The sequence below is a fragment of the Brevibacterium sp. HMSC063G07 genome (assembly GCF_001810665.1).
GTDB lineage: Bacteria > Actinomycetota > Actinomycetes > Actinomycetales > Brevibacteriaceae > Brevibacterium.
The window spans coordinates 207,651-227,793 of the sequence record NZ_KV802360.1; the positions used below are offsets into that span (position 1 = coordinate 207,651).

Genomic DNA, 20,143 nt, shown 5'->3' on the forward strand with positions numbered 1-20,143 from the left:
AGGTACACTGGTCAGTGAAAACAACCGAGGAGTGCATATGGACCGCAGTGCCCTGACCAACCTCACCCCCGGGGCGCACCGTATTCTCGATGCCGCTGAGCGGCTGTTCTACACCCATGGCATCCACGCTGTGGGGGTTGAAGCCATCGCCGCGGAAGCGGGCATGACAAAGCGCACTCTCTACAATCGATTCGGGTCCAAAGAGCGCCTGGTGGAGGCCTATCTTCAGCAGCGCAATCAACGCTGGCAGACACGCCTGGACAACCGGTTGGCCGAAGCGCCGCGCCCACGGATCAACGCTGTATTCGAGGCTTACACCGACGATGCTGACGGCGCTGTTCACGGATGCGCATTCCTCAATGCGGCAGCTGAGTTGCGAGGGAACCACCCCGGGATCGAAGTCATCCGAAGCCACAAACAGGCTGTACTGAGTGCAGTCCGACGCTTGGTCACAGAAGAGGTTGGCAGTGAGGCTGGAGAAGCTCTGGCAGATTATGTGTTTTTGCTGCTCGAGGGCGGGATAGCCCAACACGGGGTGAATCCGGAAAGCGGCAGCCTCGAAACGGCGAAGCACGCCGCAATGGACCTTCTGAGTGCGAAAACACCATGAATTCGTGACGCCCACCTTCGCCGTCCGCAGCGCGATTCAGGCTAGAGGCCGTGCCACAGGCCGGGTCACTGCCAATGCATAGAACGCGGTCGATGCCAACAAAAAGCCAGCCACCCCAGACACAGAAAAACCGCGGGCGCAGACAGTTCGTCTGCGCCCGCGGCCTGTGCCCTAGGAGGGCGTGTTCACGGTTGGCCGGATCAGAAGCCCATGCCGCCCATGTCGCCCATTCCGCCGGTGGGATCACCCGCGGGAGCGGGTTCCGGCTTGTCGGCCACGACGGCTTCCGTCGTGAGGAACAGGCCGGCGATCGAGGCGGCGTTCTGCAGAGCAGAGCGGGTCACCTTGACCGGGTCGTTGACACCGGCTGCCAGGAGGTCTTCGTATTCGCCGGTTGCGGCGTTGAGACCGTGGCCGGTTTCGAGTCCGCGCACCTTTTCGGCCACAACTCCGGGTTCGAGGCCGGCGTTGATGGCGATCTGCTTGAGCGGAGCTTCGATGGCCACCTTGACGATGGCAGCACCGGTGGCTTCGTCACCTTCGAGGTTGAGGTTTTCGAAGGCCTTGTCGCTTGCCTGGATGAGGGCCACACCACCGCCGGCGACGATGCCTTCGTCCACAGCCGCCTTGGCATTGCGGACGGCATCTTCGATGCGGTGTTTGGTTTCCTTGAGTTCGACTTCGGTTGCGGCTCCGGCCTTGATGACTGCAACACCGCCGGCCAGCTTGGCCAGGCGCTCCTGCAGCTTCTCGCGGTCGTAGTCCGAGTCCGAGTTTTCGATCTCGGTGCGGATCTGCTGCACGCGGCCGGCGATTTCGTCGGCGTCGCCTGCACCTTCGACGATGGTGGTTTCGTCCTTGGTGACAACGACCTTGCGGGCGGTGCCCAGCAGGTCCAGCGATGCGTTCTCCAGCTTCAGCCCGACCTCTTCGGCGATGACCTGGCCGCCGGTGAGGATCGCGATGTCTGCAAGCTGGGCCTTGCGGCGGTCGCCGAAGCCGGGGGCCTTGACGGCAACCGACTTGAAGGTTCCGCGGATCTTGTTGACCACGAGGACGGCGAGGGCTTCGCCTTCGACGTCTTCGGCAATGATCAGCAACGGCTTGCCGGACTGCTGGATCTTCTCAAGAACCGGCAGGAGGTCCTTCACGTTCGAGATCTTCGAGTTGACGATGAGGATGTAGGGGTCCTCGAGCACTGTTTCCTGGCGCTCTGCGTCAGACACGAAGTAACCGGAGATGTAGCCCTTGTCGAAGCGCATGCCTTCGGTCAGTTCGAGTTCGAGTCCGAAGGTGTTGGACTCTTCGACGGTGACGACGCCTTCCTTGCCGACCTTGTCGATGGCCTGGGCAATGAGTTCGCCGATTGCCGGGTCGCCAGCGGAAATGCCGGCGGTGGCAGCGATCTGTTCCTTGGTTTCGATTTCCTTAGCGGAGTCGAGCAGAACTTCGGTCAGGGACTCAACGGCCTTTTCGATGCCGCGCTTGAGGCTGAGCGGGTCTGCACCGGCTGCGACGTTGCGCAGACCTTCGGACACGAGAGCCTGTGCCAGAACGGTAGCGGTGGTCGTACCGTCACCTGCGACGTCGTCGGTCTTCTTGGCGACTTCCTTGACGAGTTCGGCGCCGATCTTTTCGTAGGCGTCTTCGAGCTCGATTTCCTTGGCGATGGACACGCCGTCGTTCGTGATGGTGGGTGCGCCCCACTTCTTTTCGAGAACAACATTGCGTCCGCGGGGACCGAGCGTCACCTTGACTGCATCAGCCAGGGTGTTCAGGCCGGTCTCCAGGCCGCGACGAGCTTCTTCGTCGAATGCAATGAGCTTTGCCATAGTGGCTGGCTTCCTCCCTGTAAGGGGTGGCAGTTGACTAGCACTGCCAGGTGCCCGCGACGGCAGGAAGCAGAGCCTGAATCCCTTCTTCAGGCCCGGCGTCCTCTGCCTGGGCAGTGCGTTTCACCACCACTAGATTTAGCACTCTCGACCTGAGAGTGCAAATACCAATCCCCTGCCGCTGGCACCTCGCAGGGCCCACTGGGCTCCCGTCTAAGGAACACGACGAGGGGGAGGGACAGAAGACCTGTTCCTCCCCCTCGTGAGCAGTTCAGTTCGGCTGCGGCGGCTGTCAGTCGAGCGGTTCGACGTTCTCAGCCTGCGCGCCCTTATCCCCCTGCACAATGTCGAACTGCACGCGACCGCCTTCGGCCAACGACCGGTAGCCCTGCATCTGAATTGCCGAATGGTGGACGAAGATTTCGTCGGAAGAGTCGTCTACGGCGATGAAGCCGTAGCCCTTTTCCGCGTTGAACCATTTGACGGTTCCCTGTGTCATGTCATCTCCCAAGTGTGGAACGAAACTTCAGTCTACCGCCCGCAGGGAGCTTCACCGGCCCGGTTTCCAGGCCAGCTCTCGGTCAGCCCTCGGCGGGATCGCTGTCGGCGACATCCGGGCCCATGAGGATTGTCACGCCCACCTGGTAGCGACGGGACTGTTCGACGCTCACACCGCCAAGCCCCTCGGCCACGCGCTCAGCAGCATCGCTGTACTCCGAGGACGAATAGTAGACGGTCGTAGATGACACCCGGGTGCCCGCGTTGCTCACGCGCCCCATCTTCCAGCCCTGTGCTTCATACTGGTCGGCGAACTTCCTGGCCGCACCGTTGACGCCGGATGCGTTGAGGATCGACAGATTGGGATCGCCGCTTTCAGCTTCGACGGTCGTCACTCCCCCGCCGGTTGATTCGCCGTCACTCGGGGTGCTTTCACTCTGCGTGCTCTCACCGGGCTCGCCTGACTGTGACGATTTGTCCTTGGCATCGTCGCCTGCTCCAGGTTCCTTCTGCTGCTGTTCTTCGACTTTGGCTTCCGGGTCTGAGCCTGCGGAGCGGATGATGTTGACCGCACCGACGATCAGGAGAACAGCCACCAGCGCAAGAACGATGACAACAGCGGTCGCCGCTTTATGGCTGCCTGCCGATGAGACGGCCCGGTGGGCTCCGCCTCGGCGGTTTGCAGCGTCTGCTGCACGGCGTTCTGCACGGGTTTCGTACTGGTGTTTGTCTGCCATCAGCGCGGGATCCTCGCCTGTGCTCCGGTTTCCTGTCGTGAGTCGCGGATTCTGCGAAGCCGTTTGATGAGAACGGGATCTTCAGCATGGGCCGCGGGGCTGTCGAGGAGTCTGCCGAGCACCTGGAAGTACTGGGCGGCGGACATGTCGAACTGTTCGCGGATCGCGTGGTCCTTGGCACCCCCGTAGGTGTGCCACTGTCCTTCGAAGCGCAGAATCTGCGCTTCGAGTTCCGAAAGCTCCTGTGACATTCGTCCTCCTCTGCACCCGCAATAATACCGGCGGCAGACCTTCCCGCCAGGCCTCGTCCGAGACTATGGGACCGGGCAGTTCACTTTCCCCGCCGTTTAGGGGCAACCACAAGGGCAAGAAAAAAACTGGAGGCGAACGACAATGTCCCGTTCCCGCAATGTAGTGTCACGGCAATGCTGGCAGCGAGGCCAGCAGCCGACTGAATGGAGGCTCAAATGCTGGCCAAGACCATGATGCCGAAGACACAGGGTGCACGCACCGTCTTCATTATTCTGCTCTGCGCGGCAGGCGCATTTCTGCTCATCAGCATCGGCGCAACCGTGTGGTCGCAGGCCGGGGACGAGGGCTGGGTTGCGAAGGCCGTCATCGCGTTTGTTTCGTGGGCGATGACAATTCCGCTGATCCTGGCCTCCGCGGTGTGGGCCCTCGTCAACTTCTTTTCTTCACCGGCCGGAGGCTCACAAGGTCGGAACACTGCCACACCGCGGGCACACTGACGAACCCCGATCAGGCATGCACAGCAACCAGAGCGGTCCGAAAGACAAAAGCACATAAGCGGCAGCCGAACTGAACAGCAGCCGAATGGCGGCACAGAATAGTGCCCCGGCACTTCGTGTGAGGCGCCGGGGCACTTACTGTCTCAGCGAGTCAGATCAGTTGATCTTGACGTTGATCTGCTTGATCTGGGTGAAGCCCTCGAGCATGCCCTCAAGCGATGCTTCGCGGCCGAAGCCGGAAGTCTTCATACCGCCGTAGGACTGGCCTGCAACCTGGCCGCCACCCTGGTTGACCTGCACCCAGCCGGATTCGATCTTGTCAGCCACCCGCAGCGCGCGGTCGACGTCCTTGGTGAAGACATAGGCGGCCAGACCGTAGTCGGAGTCGTTGGCCATTTCGACGACCTCTTCTTCCGTCTTGAACTTGATGACGGTGAGAACGGGGCCGAAGATCTCTTCGCGCGAGGTCTGCCATTCGTTCTTGGCGTTGGCGAAGATGATCGGCGCGTGGTAGAAACCGGATTCGCCGACCTCGAGCCTGTCAGCGCCGTCATAGGCGATTTCGACGCCCTCGTTGGACTTGCCCATCTCAATGTAGTTCGCGATCTGGTCGTACTGTTTTTTGTTGATGACGCAGCCGATGTCGCTGTCTTCATCGCGCGGATCGCCGACCTTCATCTGGGCCACGCCGTCAACGAGCTTGGCCAGGAAGTCGTCGTAGATGTCTTCGTGCAGGAACAGGCGCGAACCCATGGTGCACGACTGCCCCTGGCGGGCAAAGCGAGTCGACAGCAGCACCTGCTGGAGCGTGTAGTCGTCATTGGCATCCGGGAACACGATGTTGGGGCTCTTGCCGCCCAGCTCCATCGAGGAATGAGCCAGACGAGAACCCGCAACCTCGGCCACGTGGCGGCCCACACCGGTCGAACCGGTGAACGAAACCTTGTCGACATCGTTGTGCTGAGTAAGAGCCTCACCGATGACCGAGCCCTTGCCGGTCACCACGTTGAGAACACCGGCGGGCAGGAACTCCTGGATGATTTCGGCCATTTTGAGAATGGTCAGCGGAGCGTCCTCGGCAGTCTTGAGCACAATCGTGTTGCCTGCTGCCAACGCTGCCGGGGTCTTGAACGCAGCAATCATCAGCGGCGAGTTCCACGGCAGAATGCCGGCCACAACGCCCAGCGGAACACGGCGGGTGAACTGCAGCTGCGCATCGCCTGCCGGGAGCGTGTTGCCCTTCACTTCACCGGCCACACCGGCCATGTAGCGGAACAGGTCGACCAGGGTCTGCGCTTCGGGGCGAGCCTGCGTGCGCAGGGCATTGCCGGTGTCGATTGCCGTCAGCTGGGCAAGCTCTTCCGCCTGAGCTTCCAGCGCATCCGCGCACTGTCCAAGCGCCTTCTGGCGCTCCTTGAAGTGCAGAGCAGACCACGCGGGGAAAGCAGCCCGGGCGGCCTTGACCGCACGGTCGGCGTCTTCTTCTTTGCCGTCGGGAACGCGGGCGATCACGCGGTCGCGGTCAATCGGGGTGATGACGTCAGCCCGCGAACCGTCAGCGGCATCAACCCATTCGCCGCCGATGAGCATCTTCCAGTCTTTGACCCCGGGGAAGTCCCGTACCTGTGCCATAGTCGTCGTTGTCCTTTCGGCATCCGTGCATTAGCGCTGTGTCCCGCCGAAAATGTGGGAGGGAACACTCTCGGACTCAGCATAGCCGTGCGCACGCGGTCCACGCAGGCCGCGGTCTGCCCGATTGCGCACAGCCCGTGTGCGTCCGCGCTAGGGTCGTGTGCATGACGATCAACCTGTTGGAAAACGTCAGCCCCGACTGGCTGGAAGCGCTGGGTCCCGCCGTTGCCAAAGTGCGCGAACTCCAGCAGACGGTCCAGCGCGATGCCCAGCACCACCTCGTGCTCCCCCGGCCCGAACAGGTCATGCGCGCATTCTTCGAACCGCTTGCGAACGTGCGAGTGCTCATCGTGGGCCAAGACCCCTACCCCACACCCGGGCACCCCATCGGGCTGTCTTTTGCTGCCGAGCGCCACGTCAGGCCGCTGCCGCGCTCGCTGGCCAATATCTACCGCGAACTCGCAGACGACCTCGGCATACCCCCGGCCGAGCACGGCGACCTTTCGGCCTGGCAGCGCCAGGGAGTCATGCTGCTCAACCGAGTGCTCACAGTCCGCGCTGGTAACGCCGGGTCGCACCGCGGCATGGGCTGGGAGGCCGTCACCGAACAGGCTGTGCGCGCACTCGCCGGCCGGGGCGGGCCGCTGGTGGCGATCCTGTGGGGCCGTCCCGCGCAGACGCTGACTCCCCTGCTGGGCAGCGTGCCGATCATCGCCTCACCCCACCCGTCACCGCTGTCCGCCCACCGCGGCTTCTTCGGTTCGAAGCCGTTCAGCCGCTGCAATTCGCTGCTGGAACAACAGGGTGCAGCACCCATCAACTGGCAACTGGACTGAAGCAGCTGGACTGATCAGGCGGAACTCGGCTGAATTCCAGCATCCTCTCGCAGGGCTTCGAGTTTCTCTTCGGCTTTTGCGCGAGCCCGCGCGGCACGGCGGGACTTCGCGTAGCGCGACATGGGCCGCGACAGGAAATCACCGAGCACAGCACCGGCGGCAATGGCCGAGTTCGCAGTGATCGCCGCAAACAGAGCGCCCAGTCCAACGGCCAGGGGAACTTCTTCGCCCGGCACCGGGATCATCCGGTAGACGGACGCGAAGATCGACAGGCCCTGCAGCAGCGGGAAGATGGCAGGGACAATGAGCACAATCGCCGGTGATCCCAGCCGCGAGGCCACCGGTCGGCAGAACAGACCGACAACCGTCGAAGCGATGAGCAGAGCGAGGATGTTCTCAATGCCCAACAGCGTGGCGCCCACGTAGACGAGGAATCCCACCAGGCCGATGAGCGCAGCCGGTATCACCAGCCTGCGGGCACAGTAGAACCCAATGGCGCCGCAGGCCCCGACGAGGAAAGCGGCGATGACGGCGATGATGGTGGTCAGAACGCTCACACCGCTGCTCTGCACTGTGATTTCAATGGGTTTGAGTTCGAGTGTGTTGCCGATGACAACGGCGCAGGCAATACCGGAGACGATCCCGGCGAAGCCCATGCCCGTTTCAACCATGCGGCCGGCCGCGGTCAGCGGGAAGTTCGACAGCGCGTCCTGCACAGCTGAGACCAGCCCGAGGGTCGGCAGCAGCAGAACGATGCCTGCGGCGACGGAGTACTGCGGCGAGGAAATGAGCTCGAAGTGATGGGCGAGCATCGCTGCCAGCGTGGCGACCGCCGATTGGGCCATGACGAGGAAGAACGTCGGCAGGCCCGTCTTGCCGATCACCCGGCCCACCCAGTCGATGAAGATAGCCAGGCCGAAGCCCAGAACAGCTGACGGCAGGCGACCGCCGATGAGCGTGACAAAGCACCCTACAAGAACACCCCACGCGAGTGTCACAAGCCACTGTGGGAAGGGCCTGCGCTGGGCGCGAATGGCGTCCAGTCTGCTGCGCGCCTGTGCGTAGTCGACTTTGCCTGCAACCATGTCCGATACCAGTCGGTGCAGGGAAGAGACTTTGGCGAAGTGCGGGGAGAGTTCGCGCACAACCCGCACCACCGTCATCTGCTTGCCGTCCGGGTCCGCGTAGTGGATGGTCAGCGCCGTGGCGGTGAGGTCGACTTCTGCGTTCGGCAGACCCATCGAGGTGCACGCGGCAATGACGCTGACCTCGACATCCGAACTTCCCCCACCGGCGCGCAGCACCATGGCCCCGATGTCGACGGCCAGGTCCAAGATCATCCGGGCCTCGGCATCGTTCTTCGCCTTCGCCTGCACCGGCGCCTGGTACGGGGTGCCCTCGAGAACTTTGACGATCGGCACCGGCTGGGTGGTCGGGGCCGGGTCAGAAGCGAAGCGCGCCACCGTGCGCTGTGCAATGCGCTGCGCGGCCCGACGCTTTGAACGTGAGCTGCGGTGTGTCTGCTGCCCGGCACTCTTCTTGGTGCCCTTGGACTTCGCGGTGGCAGCACTGCCGGTGGGCCGTGGGGCAGCCCCATGAGGGCGCCGAGGTGCCTGCCCGGCTGCCGTCGGCTGTTCCGGCACTGCGGGCTGTGCGGAAGGCACGCTGGCGGCACGGTCTGCAGCACGGTCGGCGGCCTGCTGTCGGGCCACGCCTTCGCGCACCTGGTCGACGCTGAGCGAAGCGGTCTGAGCGGCACCGGCACCGGTGCTTTTCGCATCGGGTTCGCCGCTGTCAGCGGCAGGTTCCTCGTCGAAGTGCTCGACTTCCTGCGCTGGCTTGTCGAAAGCGCCGGCCTTCTTCAGGTCAGACAGGAGGTCTCGGGCCCGGGCCGACCGCGCGGGAGGTTCAGAGGCGTGTTCGTTCGACTTCCACGCGGTCGCAGTTTCATGCTGCGGGTCTCGCCCTGTAGTCGATGCCTCCGAGTGCGGTGTGGCGGTTCCGCCGTTTCCGTTGCCGTCGCCGCTTTCTGCGCCGCGGTCGGAAGCGGAGCCGCTGAGGTCCTGAGAATCCAGTGTCGACACGCCTTCCTAGTACTGTTGAGCTATGAGCAGATACATCATTGTGGGAGCCGGAGCCATTGGCGGAATGCTCAGCGCGGGATTCTGCCGCGCTGGGGTTGACCACGTGCTGGTTGCGCGGGGGAGCCAAGCCGATGCTATCGAAACGGCGGGGCTGACAGTCCGCACTCCGCACGAAACTCTGACTGCACATCCAACAGTAGTGCGCTCATCAGCACAGGTGAATCTCCGTGCCGGCGATGTGATCATCCTGGCAGTGAAAACTCAGCAGCTGCCCACCGCATTGGCCGAATGGGCTGACCTTGCCGTCACTGACGAGCACGGCAGCCAGCTGGGCACCGCCGGCGAGCGCCTGCCGCTGATGCTGTTCCTCAACGGCACGGATGCGCAGGAACAGGCACCGCGCTGGTTTGCGACAGTATCGACGACCGTCATCTACACACCGGCGGTCTACACCGAGCCGGGACAGCTGGCGGTGTTCATGGAAGACCGGTGGGCCGGACTCATCACCGGTCCCGTGTGCGGACCGGACGCGCCCCGACCGCAGGCTGGCGAGACTGACGGCACAGCCCTGCCGCAGTACCTTCAGCAGGCGGACGGCGACTTCACGGCCGGGAACTTCGCGTCGGTCATCGTGCCTGAGCCTTCGCCCTACACCTACGGGAAGCTGTTGGCGAACCTCGACAACGGCATCGACGCCCTCGTGGGATCCCTCGACCACAGCGACCTGCTGGAGCAGCTGCAGGACGAAGCCCGCGCCGTCTACCAGGCTGCGGGCATTGTGCACTGCCCGAACCCTCCCGAGGAGCTCGGCTTTGCCGACCGCATTCCCCAAGCCCCCATCGACGGGGTGCAGAACCTGTCGTCCACCTGGCAGTCCATGGCTCGCGGGACCGGCAATATAGAAGCTGACTACCTCGGCGGTGAGATCGTCCGCCTGGCCCACCTGAACGGCATCCGAGCACCCAAGAACAGCCTCGTCATGCAGTGGTGCCGCCGTGTCATGGCCGGAGATCCGACCATTCCCGCCGACCCCAAGGCGCGGGCTGAAAGCCTGCGCGAAGCCTTCACCCACCTCGACCGGGAGAGCCTATGACTGAACGCGACGACCATCGGATCCGCACCTACCTGGCCCTCGGAGATTCGTTTTCCGAAGGGCTCATGGACGAGTCCGCACTGGAAGACGGCCGTTTCATCGGCTGGGCTGACCGGTTTGCGCACGCCCTGACCCAGTCCCCCGTCGGCAGCCCGGACCTGCTGTATGCCAATCACGCCATCCGGGGTCGGCAGCTCGGCGCCATCATCGACGAACAGGTGCCGGTCGCTCTCGATCTCAAGCCCGACCTCGTGTCCTTTGTGGCCGGAGGCAATGATGTGCTGCGCCCAGCCGCCGATGTTGACGGCCTGGCCGAACAGCTGGAGCGGGCGATCTCGGCAATGCGGGCCGAGGGCATCGAGGTGCTGCTGGGCAACGGCTTCGACACAGCCGCCTTCAGCCCCGTGCTGCGCGCACTGCGCCCCCGCGTGGCCGTGTACAACGCGCACATGTGGACCCTGGCCGGACGCCACGGCTGCTACATGCTCGATCTGTGGGGCATGCGCCCCATCTACGCGCAGGAGTACTGGGCACCCGACCGCATTCACCTGAGCACGCAGGGGCACACCATGGTCGCCCAGTCTGCGCTGGGGGTCCTCGAAGAGGACCGGGTGGGCATCCGAGGATTCCGTCTGTCAAAAACCTCCAAGCCGCTTCGCGACCGGATGGAAGACGAAGCCGAATGGCTCAAAGAGCACCTGGCCCCGTGGGTGGGACGGCGACTGCGCGGAACATCGTCGGGGGCCTATCTTGACCCGAAATACCCCGAATGGGTTCGTGCTGCCGAGCTTCCTCTCGAAGCGCGCAGTCAAAGCGGTCACCACGTGTCACCGGCGGCCCACCGCGCTGCCGCTGACGATGCGGCGTCTGCCGACACCGCGGAGACGCCCGGCACCTCGGGAGATCAGGGAGCACCCGATTCTCCTGGCACTTCGGAAGCACCGGGCAGTTCGGGGCCCTGATCGACTGAAACAGCGAAACGGCTGCTGAGCATGTGCTCAGCAGCCGTTTCGCTGGAGTTACGGCCAGCCGCAGCCGAGGCGGTGCGCGGCTTTACGCGCCGCTCGGGCTCAGTGCGGTGCGGTCAGCGGTCGTGCTCGACGCCGAGGCCGTCCTCTTTGACCTGGTTTGTCGCCAGCATCGTGTTGCGGATTTCCTCCGCGAGACCGCCCACTGCCCCGGGGTTGTTCGGCATGAACATGACGTTGGACTTTCCGTTGCGCGCAACGTCCTGCATGGTGTCGAAGTACTGGGTCATGAGCAGCAGCTGTTCGGCGGTCTGCTCAATGCCCACACGGCGCAGGGCTTCGTACTGTTCGGCAATGCCGTTCGCGATTGCCTTGCGCTGGGCGGCGACGCCCTCACCCTGAAGGCGACGCGATTCAGCTTCCGCTTCGGCCTGCGTAACGCGCTTGACCTTGTCAGCTTCAGCCAGGGCCTGTGCCGCAACGCGGTCGCGCTGTGCGGCGTTGATCGAGTTCATCGAATCGCGCACACGCGAGTCCGGGCTGATGTCAGTCACGAGCGTGTTGACAATCCGGAAGCCGTAAGCGGCCATCGATGTCGACAGTCGCTGTTCGACCGAGGTGGCGATGTCGTCCTTCGATTCGAAGGCCGAGTCCAGGGTCAGGGTCGACAGTGCCGAACGGACGGTGTCGAAGACGTAGGAGCGGATCTGCTCTTCCGGGTTCGACAGGCGGTAGTAGGCGTCAACAACCTGGTTTTCGCCGATCACGTACTGCACCGCAACCGGCACCATGACGAACACGTTGTCCTGGGTTTTGGTTTCGATGTTGACTTCGAGCTGGTGCACGCGCAGCGAAATCGGCTTGGTGGTCGTGTCGACGAACGGCGCCTTCATGTTCAGGCCCGGTTCGCAGACTTTGCGGTACTTGCCGAAGCGCTCGACGATGACGCGCTCCTGCGTTTTGACGGTGAAGAAGATCGATGTGCGCAGCCCGCCGAACAGCAGGAACAGCAGCACCACGATGATGATGACGGGGATGAGCGGAATCAGAATGTACAGGGGTTCCATATCTGCGTCCTCATGGTGTTTTCCGATGACGGCAACACTCTATAGGAGCCGCCTCACACCGAAAAGAACTGCGAGTTCGACCAGGTGTCACTCGCCGAGGTGCCGAACCGGCGCTGTGGGCAACGCCAGCTGGGGGCCGGTGGCAACGGCGGCTGGGGCCGGTGACCTGTCAGCAGGCCACGAGCGCTTGGATCGGCCCGGATGCGAAGTACACGATGAACAGTGCGGCAGTGAGGTACATGAGCGGGTGCACTTCGCGGAACTTGCCGCGTGCGGCCTTGAGCACGACGTAGGACACGAAGCCCGCACCGATGCCGTTGGTGATCGAGTACGAAAACGGCATGAGAACGATCGTGAGGAACGCGGGGACTGCAATCTCAATGTCCGTCCAGTTGATGCGCACAACCTGCTGCATCATGAGGAAGCCGACGAAGACCAGTGTCGGCGCTGCCGCCTCGGAGGGGATGAGTGCGGCCAGAGGAGCGAGGAACACCGTCAGCAGGAACAGCGCACCGGTCACAACATTCGCCAGACCGGTGCGAGCACCAGAGCCAACACCCACGGTCGATTCGACGAAGCCGGAATTCGACGAGGTTCCGCCCAGACCGCCGACGATGGCACCGAGAGCATCGGCCACCATGATCCGCTTGGCGCCTTCTACCTGACCGGACTCGTCAACGAGTTTCGCCTGCGTGCCGACGGCCATCATGGTGCCCAGCAGGTCGAAGAAGTTCGTCAGCAGCAGGGTGAACACCACGAGAACAGCGGTGATGATGCCAACCGACTGGAATGAGCCCAGCAGGTTGAACGAACCGAGGATCGACAGGTCTGGCGAATGGAACCAGCCGCCTTCGATCTTCGGCACCGTCAGACCCCATCCGCCCGGGTTGGCGACCTCGCCGTCAGCTCCGGTCTTCGGTCCCAGGTTGAACACCGCTTCGAGTGCGAACGCGATGACGGTGGCAATGAGGATCGTGTAGAGGATCGCGGCGCGCACGCCCCATGCGTAGAGGACGAACAGCAGCAGAAGCGCGACCGTGAACAGCAGCACCGGCCAGCTGGCAATCGACCCGCCCTGGCCCAGTTCAAGCGCTGTGCCGCCGGAGTTGCTGATGAAGCCGGCGTTGATCATGCCGATGAGCGCAATGAAGAAGCCGATGCCCACACCGATTGCGGATTTCAGCTGGCCTGGCACCGCGTTGAAGATCGCGGTGCGGAAACCGGTGACCACCAGCAGAAGAAGAATAATGCCTTCAATGACCACCAGGCCCATCGCATCGGCCCACGTCATACCTGGAATGACAACAACCCCGAACGCCATGAACGCGCTCATGCCCAAAGCTGAGGACACCGCCATGGGGAAATTGCCCACCAGGCCCATAAGCAGGGTGAGAAGACCCGAAATGAGCGATGTCGCAGCAGCCACCGCGGCCAGGTTGGGAGTGTCTCCCCCGCCGAGGAACGCACCCGTCGAATCAGCGGCCGCACCGATGAGGATCGGGTTGAGCACGATGATGTAGGCCATTGCCAGGAAGGTCGTCAGACCACCCCTGATTTCGGTGCCCACAGTGGAGCCGCGCTGAGTGATTTTGAAGAAGCGGTCAAGGCCGCTGAGTCTGCTGTCTGCTGCGTTCGTCACACGGGAAGTCTAGGTGAGACTCAAAACAGAAACGGGAAGCACCTCGTGCTGAGGTGCTTCCCGAAGAAGCTGAGCCCCCTGTCAGACTCGAACTGACGACCTTCGCTTTACAAGAGCGGTGCTCTACCAACTGAGCTAAGGAGGCGGACGGAGGGACTCCCTCCGATCGTGAGCAGTTTAGTCCAACAGCCCACACAGCCCAAATCAGTGTGCGTGCGGTCTGCGGCTGGGGTTACCCGCAAAAAGGTATTGCAGACGATGGTGCGACTTGAGGATGACAATCGCCTGGACTTTCAGGCGCGTCCCTGATTCCTCAAGTCCCGCAATTTTTTTAGATACGCGTTTTCCGCTTCCAACCGCGCAATCTGACGGCACAGCTTGTCTTCTTCTGTAAGCCGCTTCGGTGCAGCCGAGCCTTTGGGCCTGCCCTTCGGCTTCGGTTTCAACGCGTCATCGCCGCCTGTACGCCATGTCCTGGTCCAATCTTTGACGAGCTGGTCTGATGACAGGCCAAACTCGCGGGCAAGATCCATTCTTGTCTCGCCGGCAAGGTAGCGTTGGACAACTTCCTTCTTGATTTCAAACGAGTACTGCTGCTTTGTCGGTTTCTCCACAAGACATAGCCTGCCATGCAGCTTAAACCGACGATAGAGCATACGGGCGGCATACTTGGAGACACCAAGGGCATTGGCAGCGGCTGTATAACCCATGCCTTGCTCAAATAGTTCGACCAATTGCTCGCGCTGATGCTGACTTAGCGAACTTCGTGCTCTCAATGACAACTACTCCCCACTAGTCGGTAACTGATTTCTCAGTCCAACTAATGGGGAGCAGTTCACATTTGTTGCGGTAGGGGGCCTATTTTTTCTTATTGGCGCCCACGCTTTCCGCTTGGCTGCAGCGCCAGCGAAATGTGAGATTGTGCGAGCGCAGTGCTGGGGGGATTGCGTCACGGGAGGCGCCGGCGCCCTATTTGGCGGCGTGAGGATGTGCAGATGTCGCTAGACCGGGAATGCGTGGCCGACGGCGCCGTATTTGGGGCGCTAGCAGGGGTGAATGTCGCTAGAACGGGAATGCGTTAAAGACACTGATTTGCAGCTCCGCAAAACTGCAGGTCAGGGAATTGTCGCAAAATTCGGAGGCGCGCCTGTGTTGACAGATTCCCGTTCTAGCGACATTTCGACCTTCGAAGTGCAACTTTTCCGACAGTTGGTGCCACGAGTTGCAATAGCGCGAGCATCTCGGCACTGAGAGCCAGGGTGGCTAGGGTGGCCAGCGTGGCGACGGTGGCCAAGGTGGCGATGGAGTCGGTAGCGGCCGAGCAGGAAGCGGACTAACTTAGGGTAGCCTATTGTGTGGTTAGCCTTACCTGTGTAGTATCGACCCGATTGCTGTGTTGGCCGTAGCCGAAAGAGGCCATCAGTCTCTTGGGGCTACGGGTACTTTACAGCGTTTCAAAGAGTTCCTTACGCGTTAGGATTTCACATGTTTCGAAACAATTCGCTGACCCGTCGAGCGGCGCTGAAGACCGCCGCTGTCTTGGCAGCATCCACTCTTGTTCTGTCTGGTTGCTCCCGAGGCGACGACGCGGCGGCGTCAAAAAATGAGGGCACCGGGGACGAGCGCATCGCCGCAGTTGGCCTGGGAGACAGCGATACCTTGCTCGCTCTAGGCATCCAACCAGTCCTCGTAGCGCCCTGGGGTGCTGAGGGAGATGTTGATGCGTCTGGCGTCGGCCCATGGGCTACCGAAAAGCTCGGCGACAACAAGCCTGAAGTGGTTTACGGTACTGCCAACGGATTCACTGCTGAAATCCTGGAGAAGATCTCCGCCGCTGATCCGGACAAGATCATTGCGGTGAACTCTGCCGTAGACGCGCAGGCGAAGAAGGCGCTTAATGACATCGCCCCAACCACCGTTAAGCCAGACGGTGCCACGGACTGGCAGATCCCCTGGCGGGATCAGGTCAACCAGATCGCCGGCGCTGTAGACAAGCAAGAAGAAGGCGACAAACTCGTCGAAGAAACGCAGAAGGCCTTCGATGATTTCCAACAGCAGCACCCTGAGCTCAAAGGCAAGCGTGCGGCTATCGTCATGCCTTATCAGGGAAAGATCGGCCTGTACACCTCCGGTGACGGTCGCGGGCAGTTTATCAAGAGTCTGGGCTTCGAGATCCCGAAGGAGCTCGAAGGTAACGGGGGCGAGTTCTACCGCGACATCGCACCTGAGAACTACAGCGACCTCAACAACGTCGATTACCTCTTCATCCTTGATTACCAGGGTGCCGCCGATACCTTGAAGAAGGATCCAACATTCAGCAAGCTGGACGTTGTTCGCGAAGGCAAGGTCCGCTGGATGGACGAAAACGTGGGCAATGCAATGAGTATGCCAAACCCATTGACCATCCCCTGGGCAGTCGACAAGTTCTCTGACGCAATTTAATTGAAAGTGTCCGTTTCAAGGACTCGACATTCTTTGGTGTTTTCCCGGCGTTTGCTTACTTCGGCCGCACTCGTTGGCTTGGCTTTGCTGCTGCTTGCCTCCCTGTACTTGGGTTCCAAAGATCTTTCCATTGGCGAAGTGACCAGCATCCTCATGCATGGTCCGCACCCATCTACGCAATCCGGCATCAATGCTGAACAGTCCGGCATCATTTGGGACTTGCGCGTTCCGCGCACCCTCTTGGCTGTGATCACAGGCGCAGCCCTGGCTATGGCGGGTGCCATTGCTCAGAGCTGGACCCGCAACCCCCTGGCAGATCCCGGCATTATCGGCGTGAACGCTGGAGCAAGTTTCGCAGTCGCTGCGGCACTGACCTTGGGCTGGGCAACGACGGTCGGGGAGCGGACACTTGTAGGGCTCGTCGGGGCGGCCGTCGCTGCCTTAATCGTGCTGTTGATTTCCCGCGTATCGCGTAACCCGCTAACTCTGGTACTCGTGGGCGTGGGAGTTACCTTCGCCCTGCAAGCAGCCACGAATATGCTGAGCCTCTATTCTTCCGACACCCTGGAAGGGCTCCGCCGCTGGACCGTTGGCTCTACGGCTGGGCGGGGTATGGAAGACGTGGCCTTAGCTGCTTTAGGTCTAGCACTAGGTGCTCTATGTGGTGCGCTTGCAGCACGCCCGCTGGATCTACTTGCGATGGGAGAGGACTCCGCCCGTTCCCTTGGCAGCTCGCCCACGAGAACCCGCTTGTTGGCTGCCGCAGCGGTGATCATCCTCGCCGGCTCGGCGACAGCCACTGTGGGGCTTGTGACATTCGTGGGCTTCGCCGTGCCACACCTACTACGCCCGTTTACCGGCCCGTCCCTGACTCGCCTCTTGCTGCCGACCGGCATTGTTGGTGGCGCGGCTGTGTTGCTAGCCGATATTGTGGGCCGCTTCGTCCTGCAGCCTAACGAGCTGGAAATGTCCATTGTCTTAGCTATTGTCGGTGCCCCAGTGATGATTCTGGCGGTGCGACGTAAGAAGAGTTCACCGACCTCGAATGACTCGGAGCTGACGATATGAGCGATATGACGTCTATCCGTAGTCTTAAGCGTTCACGAAGCAGACGCGTCCTGGCGGCTTCGGCAGGGTTCGCCCTCATAGCGGCTCTTTGTTACTGCTTAATCCTGGGGCAAGGAGCGGTGAAGCTCAGCCCGATGGAAGTCATCGAGGTTCTCACCGGTGGGGGCACACAGCAAGCAATCAACGTGGTGTGGGATCTCCGCCTGCCTGTAGCAATCGCTACCGTTCTGGTCGGCGCGGCTCTAGGGCTGGCAGGTGCGTGGACTCAGACCATGGCCCGCAATCCGCTGGCCAGCCCGGACATTCTCGGTGTATCCGGCGGCGCGGCGGTTTTGGTTGTGGCGGGCACCGTAGTTACCCGCCCTGCATGGAGTGAGGGGGTGCCGACGTTCTGGTGGCGTGCTGCACTCGCTTTGCTTGGCGCACTAGTGATCGTTGGTTTGCTCGTTCTACTCGGTGGCTTCGGGACGTCGCAGCGCGTAGTGGTCATCGGCCTGGCACTGTCTTTCCTCACGCAGTCTTTAGTGCAGTATCTCCTGCTCCGGGCTGACTTAACTCGTGCCACGGATGCCCAAACTTGGCTCGCTGGGTCTACCGGCTTTGTGCGTATGGAAGCTTTGTTGCCTATGGTGTTGGGCCTGTTGCCCTTCGTAGTTTTAGGCCTCTGTGTTACGCGCGATGTCCCTCTTCTTTCTCATGATGACGCCACCGCGTCCACACTTGGGGTAAATGTCACGAGGGTGCGCGCTATTTTGCTCATTGCCGCAACGGGCATTGTCGCGGTGGTGGTTTCCTTTGTCGGCCCAATTGGATTCGTGGCACTATTGGCTCCTCAGCTGGCCAAGCTGGTGGCCGGAACGCCCACGCCCCATCCGTTGTGCTCTACTTTTGCAGGCGCTGCTCTATTAGCTGCGTGCGCCGTCGTGGCGGGCGCACTGCCATTTACATCCCCTGTGGGTTTGGTTACCGCCATCATCGGTGGCCCCGCGTTGGTGTTGCTTGTGTGGTTGGCGGCCCGTCGCGGAACTCTGAAAGGAATGGTTCAATGAACGTTCAAGCTGATCACGTCACCGTGGGCTACAACGACGGCCCAAGCATTGTTAAGGACGTGTCTTTCACTGCAGAGCCCGGGAAGGTCACCACGCTCTTAGGCCCCAATGGTTGTGGCAAGTCGACGTTGCTCAAGACGCTTTCTCGGCTGCTTGCTCCCGCCGAAGGACGGGTTCTTGTAGAGAAAAAGGACGTGCATAGTTTGCGGTCGCGCGAAGCCGCCCAACTAATTGCGCTTTTGCCACAACACCCGCTGTGTCCGGCGGGATTGACCGTTGGAGAACTTGTGGAGCGCGGACGGCACCCTTATCGTCGATCGCTCTGGGGTGCGGGAGCGACGGCGTCAGAAGATAAAGAAAAAGTGCGCGAGGCGCTGAAGAAGACGAAGGTTGACCATCTTGTTGCCCGCGACGTGGCGGAGCTTTCTGGCGGCCAGCGGCAGCGGGTCTGGATGGCGATGGTGTTGGCGCAGGATACGCCAATTGTGCTGTTGGACGAACCGACTACCTACCTAGATCCGGCACATGCGATAGAGATTCTAAGTATCGTGCGGGAGCTCGCTCAAGAGGGCAAGACGGTGATTACCGTACTTCATGATCTTGGCCTGGCGGGAACTTTTAGCGACGAGATGATCGTCATGAAGGAAGGGGAAAAGATCGCCGAGGGTTCTCCAAAGGAGGCTCTGACGGTGGATGTGTTGCGCGAGGCATATGGCCTGAATGCCGAGGTGTGGGAAGATCCCCGCGGTATGGCTCCGATTATTGTGCCGCGAGGGATTGTGGCTAATTAAGGCCGTGCCCTGCCTAGGAACCAATAGGGGCACCACTGCACGGATTCGCTATTGAGGCCCCAGGTGTGAATTGCGTGGCGCCGTACTTCCTTGCAGAGCTGTCCTTCACCCGCGACCCAGACGTACTTCGACTGTGTTGCGGGGTGTTCGGCACGGTCCAGTTGCTGTAGGTGGGACATCACTGCCGTGCTGAAGTCCGTTGTAGCGCTAAACAGCACTTCTAGGCTGCCCAGCTTGCTCTCCCAGTCGGCGACGAGGGATGGCTCGAGGTCACCATGGTTCTCGGCGACCACTACGAGGTGTATGTCGCGCAACTGTTCCGGGGTAAACGCATCCGCGTAATCCAAAATGGCGCGAACGGAAGGTACGGCAGATGGGTCTGCGATAAGTGTTTGTGAACTTTGCGCGCGGTGCCAGAGGCCCTGGCATGTCCAGATGCCTACCTGGTCGCCAACACGAGTTGCAAGAGCCCAGGCGAGCCCTGGTCCGACGTGCTCATCCTTTGGATTTTTGACGCCATGTGTCGCCACGTCGAAAGTTATCTGTCCGCACTCGGGATCGAGTGAGCGTACGGTGTACCAACGTAAATTTGGGCGTTGGGTCTCCGGCATGGCTGTAACGCTTGCGCGGATATTGGCGCCACCTCCGTGGAGTGGTAAATGGAGATTCTCGCCGGGCTTAGCCGGCATAAAGAGGCCAAAGAATTCGTCCGGGCCGGAAAGCTGAAAGCCGACTAGCTCGGGGGAGCGGATGACAATCCTCTGCAGGTTTTCTGCCGGGGCGCTGACGTCATAAACAGTGGCGCGGATGATTCGATGGTGCGGTTCAGAAGGGGCGGCCAAGAGTAGGTGGTCAGAAAAGGCCGCGCGGTAGGCGGAAGTGCTCGTCGGAGTGTTCAGGGTAACTGGGTTCGAGGTCATAGTGGGAGTTAACTTACCCTTACCTAAAGCAAAAGTGAAAGGGTGAGGGGCAGAAAAAGCCCCGCGGGGATCCGAGGTGAACTGGCCCCCGAAAGTTGGACTGGTTTAATTCTAGGCGGTGAGGGCTT

General features: G+C 61.6%; 18 protein-coding genes, 1 tRNA gene and 1 pseudogene. 9 read left to right on the forward strand and 11 right to left on the reverse strand.

The window, feature by feature from the left end:
* The first annotated feature begins 37 nt into the window (after window positions 1-37).
* A complete protein-coding gene (locus tag HMPREF2757_RS07405; RefSeq protein ID WP_070574767.1) occupies window positions 38-610 on the forward strand; it encodes a TetR/AcrR family transcriptional regulator in 573 nt (190 codons plus the stop codon).
* A 200-nt stretch (window positions 611-810) separates the two neighbouring features.
* Here the strand turns inward: HMPREF2757_RS07405 and groL are convergent, their stop codons facing one another.
* From groL to HMPREF2757_RS07425, 4 genes are all read right to left on the reverse strand, one after another.
* Window positions 811-2,442, reverse strand: a complete 1,632-nt coding sequence (gene groL, locus HMPREF2757_RS07410) for a chaperonin GroEL (protein ID WP_070574769.1) — start codon at window positions 2,440-2,442, stop codon at window positions 811-813.
* Window positions 2,443-2,734: 292 nt separating this feature from the next.
* Window positions 2,735-2,941: a cold-shock protein gene (locus tag HMPREF2757_RS07415; RefSeq protein ID WP_070574771.1), complete on the reverse strand. Its 207-nt coding sequence runs from the start codon at window positions 2,939-2,941 to the stop codon at window positions 2,735-2,737.
* 82 nt (window positions 2,942-3,023) lie between these two features.
* Window positions 3,024-3,677, reverse strand: a complete 654-nt coding sequence (locus HMPREF2757_RS07420; protein ID WP_070574773.1) for a LytR C-terminal domain-containing protein — start codon at window positions 3,675-3,677, stop codon at window positions 3,024-3,026.
* A complete protein-coding gene (locus HMPREF2757_RS07425) occupies window positions 3,677-3,928 on the reverse strand; it encodes a DUF3263 domain-containing protein (RefSeq protein ID WP_070574775.1) in 252 nt (83 codons plus the stop codon). The genes HMPREF2757_RS07420 and HMPREF2757_RS07425 overlap by 1 nt, the downstream gene beginning before the upstream one ends.
* Before the next feature lie 216 nt (window positions 3,929-4,144).
* Between HMPREF2757_RS07425 and HMPREF2757_RS07430 the strand changes: the two genes are divergently transcribed.
* On the forward strand, window positions 4,145-4,426 hold the full coding sequence (locus tag HMPREF2757_RS07430; protein ID WP_070574777.1) for a hypothetical protein: 282 nt from the start codon (window positions 4,145-4,147) through the stop codon (window positions 4,424-4,426).
* 156 nt (window positions 4,427-4,582) lie between these two features.
* Here the strand turns inward: HMPREF2757_RS07430 and HMPREF2757_RS07435 are convergent, their stop codons facing one another.
* A complete protein-coding gene (locus HMPREF2757_RS07435) occupies window positions 4,583-6,058 on the reverse strand; it encodes an aldehyde dehydrogenase family protein (RefSeq protein ID WP_070574780.1) in 1,476 nt (491 codons plus the stop codon).
* A gap of 164 nt (window positions 6,059-6,222) precedes the next feature.
* Between HMPREF2757_RS07435 and HMPREF2757_RS07440 the strand changes: the two genes are divergently transcribed.
* Window positions 6,223-6,894 carry a uracil-DNA glycosylase gene (locus HMPREF2757_RS07440; protein WP_070574781.1) on the forward strand — a complete coding sequence of 224 codons (672 nt, stop codon included), beginning with the start codon at window positions 6,223-6,225 and terminating at the stop codon, window positions 6,892-6,894.
* Between the two features lie 14 nt (window positions 6,895-6,908).
* On the opposite strand, the gene HMPREF2757_RS07445 is transcribed toward HMPREF2757_RS07440, so the two are convergent.
* Window positions 6,909-8,978, reverse strand: coding sequence for a threonine/serine exporter family protein (locus tag HMPREF2757_RS07445; protein WP_070574784.1), 2,070 nt, complete (start codon window positions 8,976-8,978; stop codon window positions 6,909-6,911).
* Between the two features lie 22 nt (window positions 8,979-9,000).
* Here HMPREF2757_RS07445 and HMPREF2757_RS07450 point away from each other — a divergent pair, with 22 nt between their 5' ends.
* Together HMPREF2757_RS07450 and HMPREF2757_RS07455 are read left to right on the forward strand one after the other, a co-directional pair.
* The gene (locus HMPREF2757_RS07450; RefSeq protein ID WP_070574786.1) at window positions 9,001-10,071 is read left to right on the forward strand and encodes a ketopantoate reductase family protein; all 1,071 of its coding nucleotides are present in this window, start codon (window positions 9,001-9,003) and stop codon (window positions 10,069-10,071) included.
* Window positions 10,068-11,033 (forward strand): SGNH/GDSL hydrolase family protein, encoded by a 966-nt coding sequence (locus HMPREF2757_RS07455; protein ID WP_070574788.1) that lies wholly within the window; start codon window positions 10,068-10,070, stop codon window positions 11,031-11,033. Before HMPREF2757_RS07450 ends, HMPREF2757_RS07455 begins: the two co-directional genes overlap by 4 nt.
* A 122-nt stretch (window positions 11,034-11,155) precedes the next feature.
* Here HMPREF2757_RS07455 and HMPREF2757_RS07460 read toward each other — a convergent pair whose 3' ends face one another.
* The 4 genes and pseudogenes from HMPREF2757_RS07460 to HMPREF2757_RS07475 form a co-directional block, all read right to left on the reverse strand.
* Window positions 11,156-12,106, reverse strand: a complete 951-nt coding sequence (locus tag HMPREF2757_RS07460) for an SPFH domain-containing protein (RefSeq protein WP_070574792.1) — start codon at window positions 12,104-12,106, stop codon at window positions 11,156-11,158.
* Window positions 12,107-12,275: 169 nt separating this feature from the next.
* Complete coding sequence (locus HMPREF2757_RS07465; RefSeq protein ID WP_070574794.1) at window positions 12,276-13,745, reverse strand: NCS2 family permease; 1,470 nt, start codon at window positions 13,743-13,745, stop codon at window positions 12,276-12,278.
* Window positions 13,746-13,817: 72 nt separating this feature from the next.
* Window positions 13,818-13,890: transfer RNA gene (locus tag HMPREF2757_RS07470), tRNA-Thr, on the reverse strand.
* A gap of 98 nt (window positions 13,891-13,988) precedes the next feature.
* Window positions 13,989-14,368, reverse strand: a pseudogene (locus HMPREF2757_RS07475) (helix-turn-helix domain-containing protein); the annotation flags it as partial.
* Window positions 14,369-15,230: 862 nt separating this feature from the next.
* On the opposite strand from HMPREF2757_RS07475, the gene HMPREF2757_RS07480 reads away from it, so the two are divergent.
* From HMPREF2757_RS07480 to HMPREF2757_RS07495, 4 genes are read left to right on the forward strand one after another with little or no spacing between them, the layout of a single operon-like run.
* Window positions 15,231-16,187: an iron-siderophore ABC transporter substrate-binding protein gene (locus HMPREF2757_RS07480; protein WP_016421885.1), complete on the forward strand. Its 957-nt coding sequence runs from the start codon at window positions 15,231-15,233 to the stop codon at window positions 16,185-16,187.
* A 36-nt stretch (window positions 16,188-16,223) separates the two neighbouring features.
* Complete coding sequence (locus HMPREF2757_RS07485) at window positions 16,224-17,255, forward strand: FecCD family ABC transporter permease (protein WP_141750228.1); 1,032 nt, start codon at window positions 16,224-16,226, stop codon at window positions 17,253-17,255.
* 5 nt (window positions 17,256-17,260) lie between these two features.
* Complete coding sequence (locus HMPREF2757_RS07490) at window positions 17,261-18,304, forward strand: FecCD family ABC transporter permease (protein ID WP_070575334.1); 1,044 nt, start codon at window positions 17,261-17,263, stop codon at window positions 18,302-18,304.
* The gene (locus HMPREF2757_RS07495) at window positions 18,301-19,095 is read left to right on the forward strand and encodes an ABC transporter ATP-binding protein (protein WP_070574802.1); all 795 of its coding nucleotides are present in this window, start codon (window positions 18,301-18,303) and stop codon (window positions 19,093-19,095) included. The genes HMPREF2757_RS07490 and HMPREF2757_RS07495 overlap by 4 nt, the downstream gene beginning before the upstream one ends.
* Here HMPREF2757_RS07495 and HMPREF2757_RS07500 read toward each other — a convergent pair.
* On the reverse strand, window positions 19,092-20,015 hold the full coding sequence (locus tag HMPREF2757_RS07500; protein WP_070574804.1) for a siderophore-interacting protein: 924 nt from the start codon (window positions 20,013-20,015) through the stop codon (window positions 19,092-19,094). The genes HMPREF2757_RS07495 and HMPREF2757_RS07500 overlap by 4 nt on opposite strands.
* Between the last annotated feature and the right edge of the window lie 128 nt (window positions 20,016-20,143).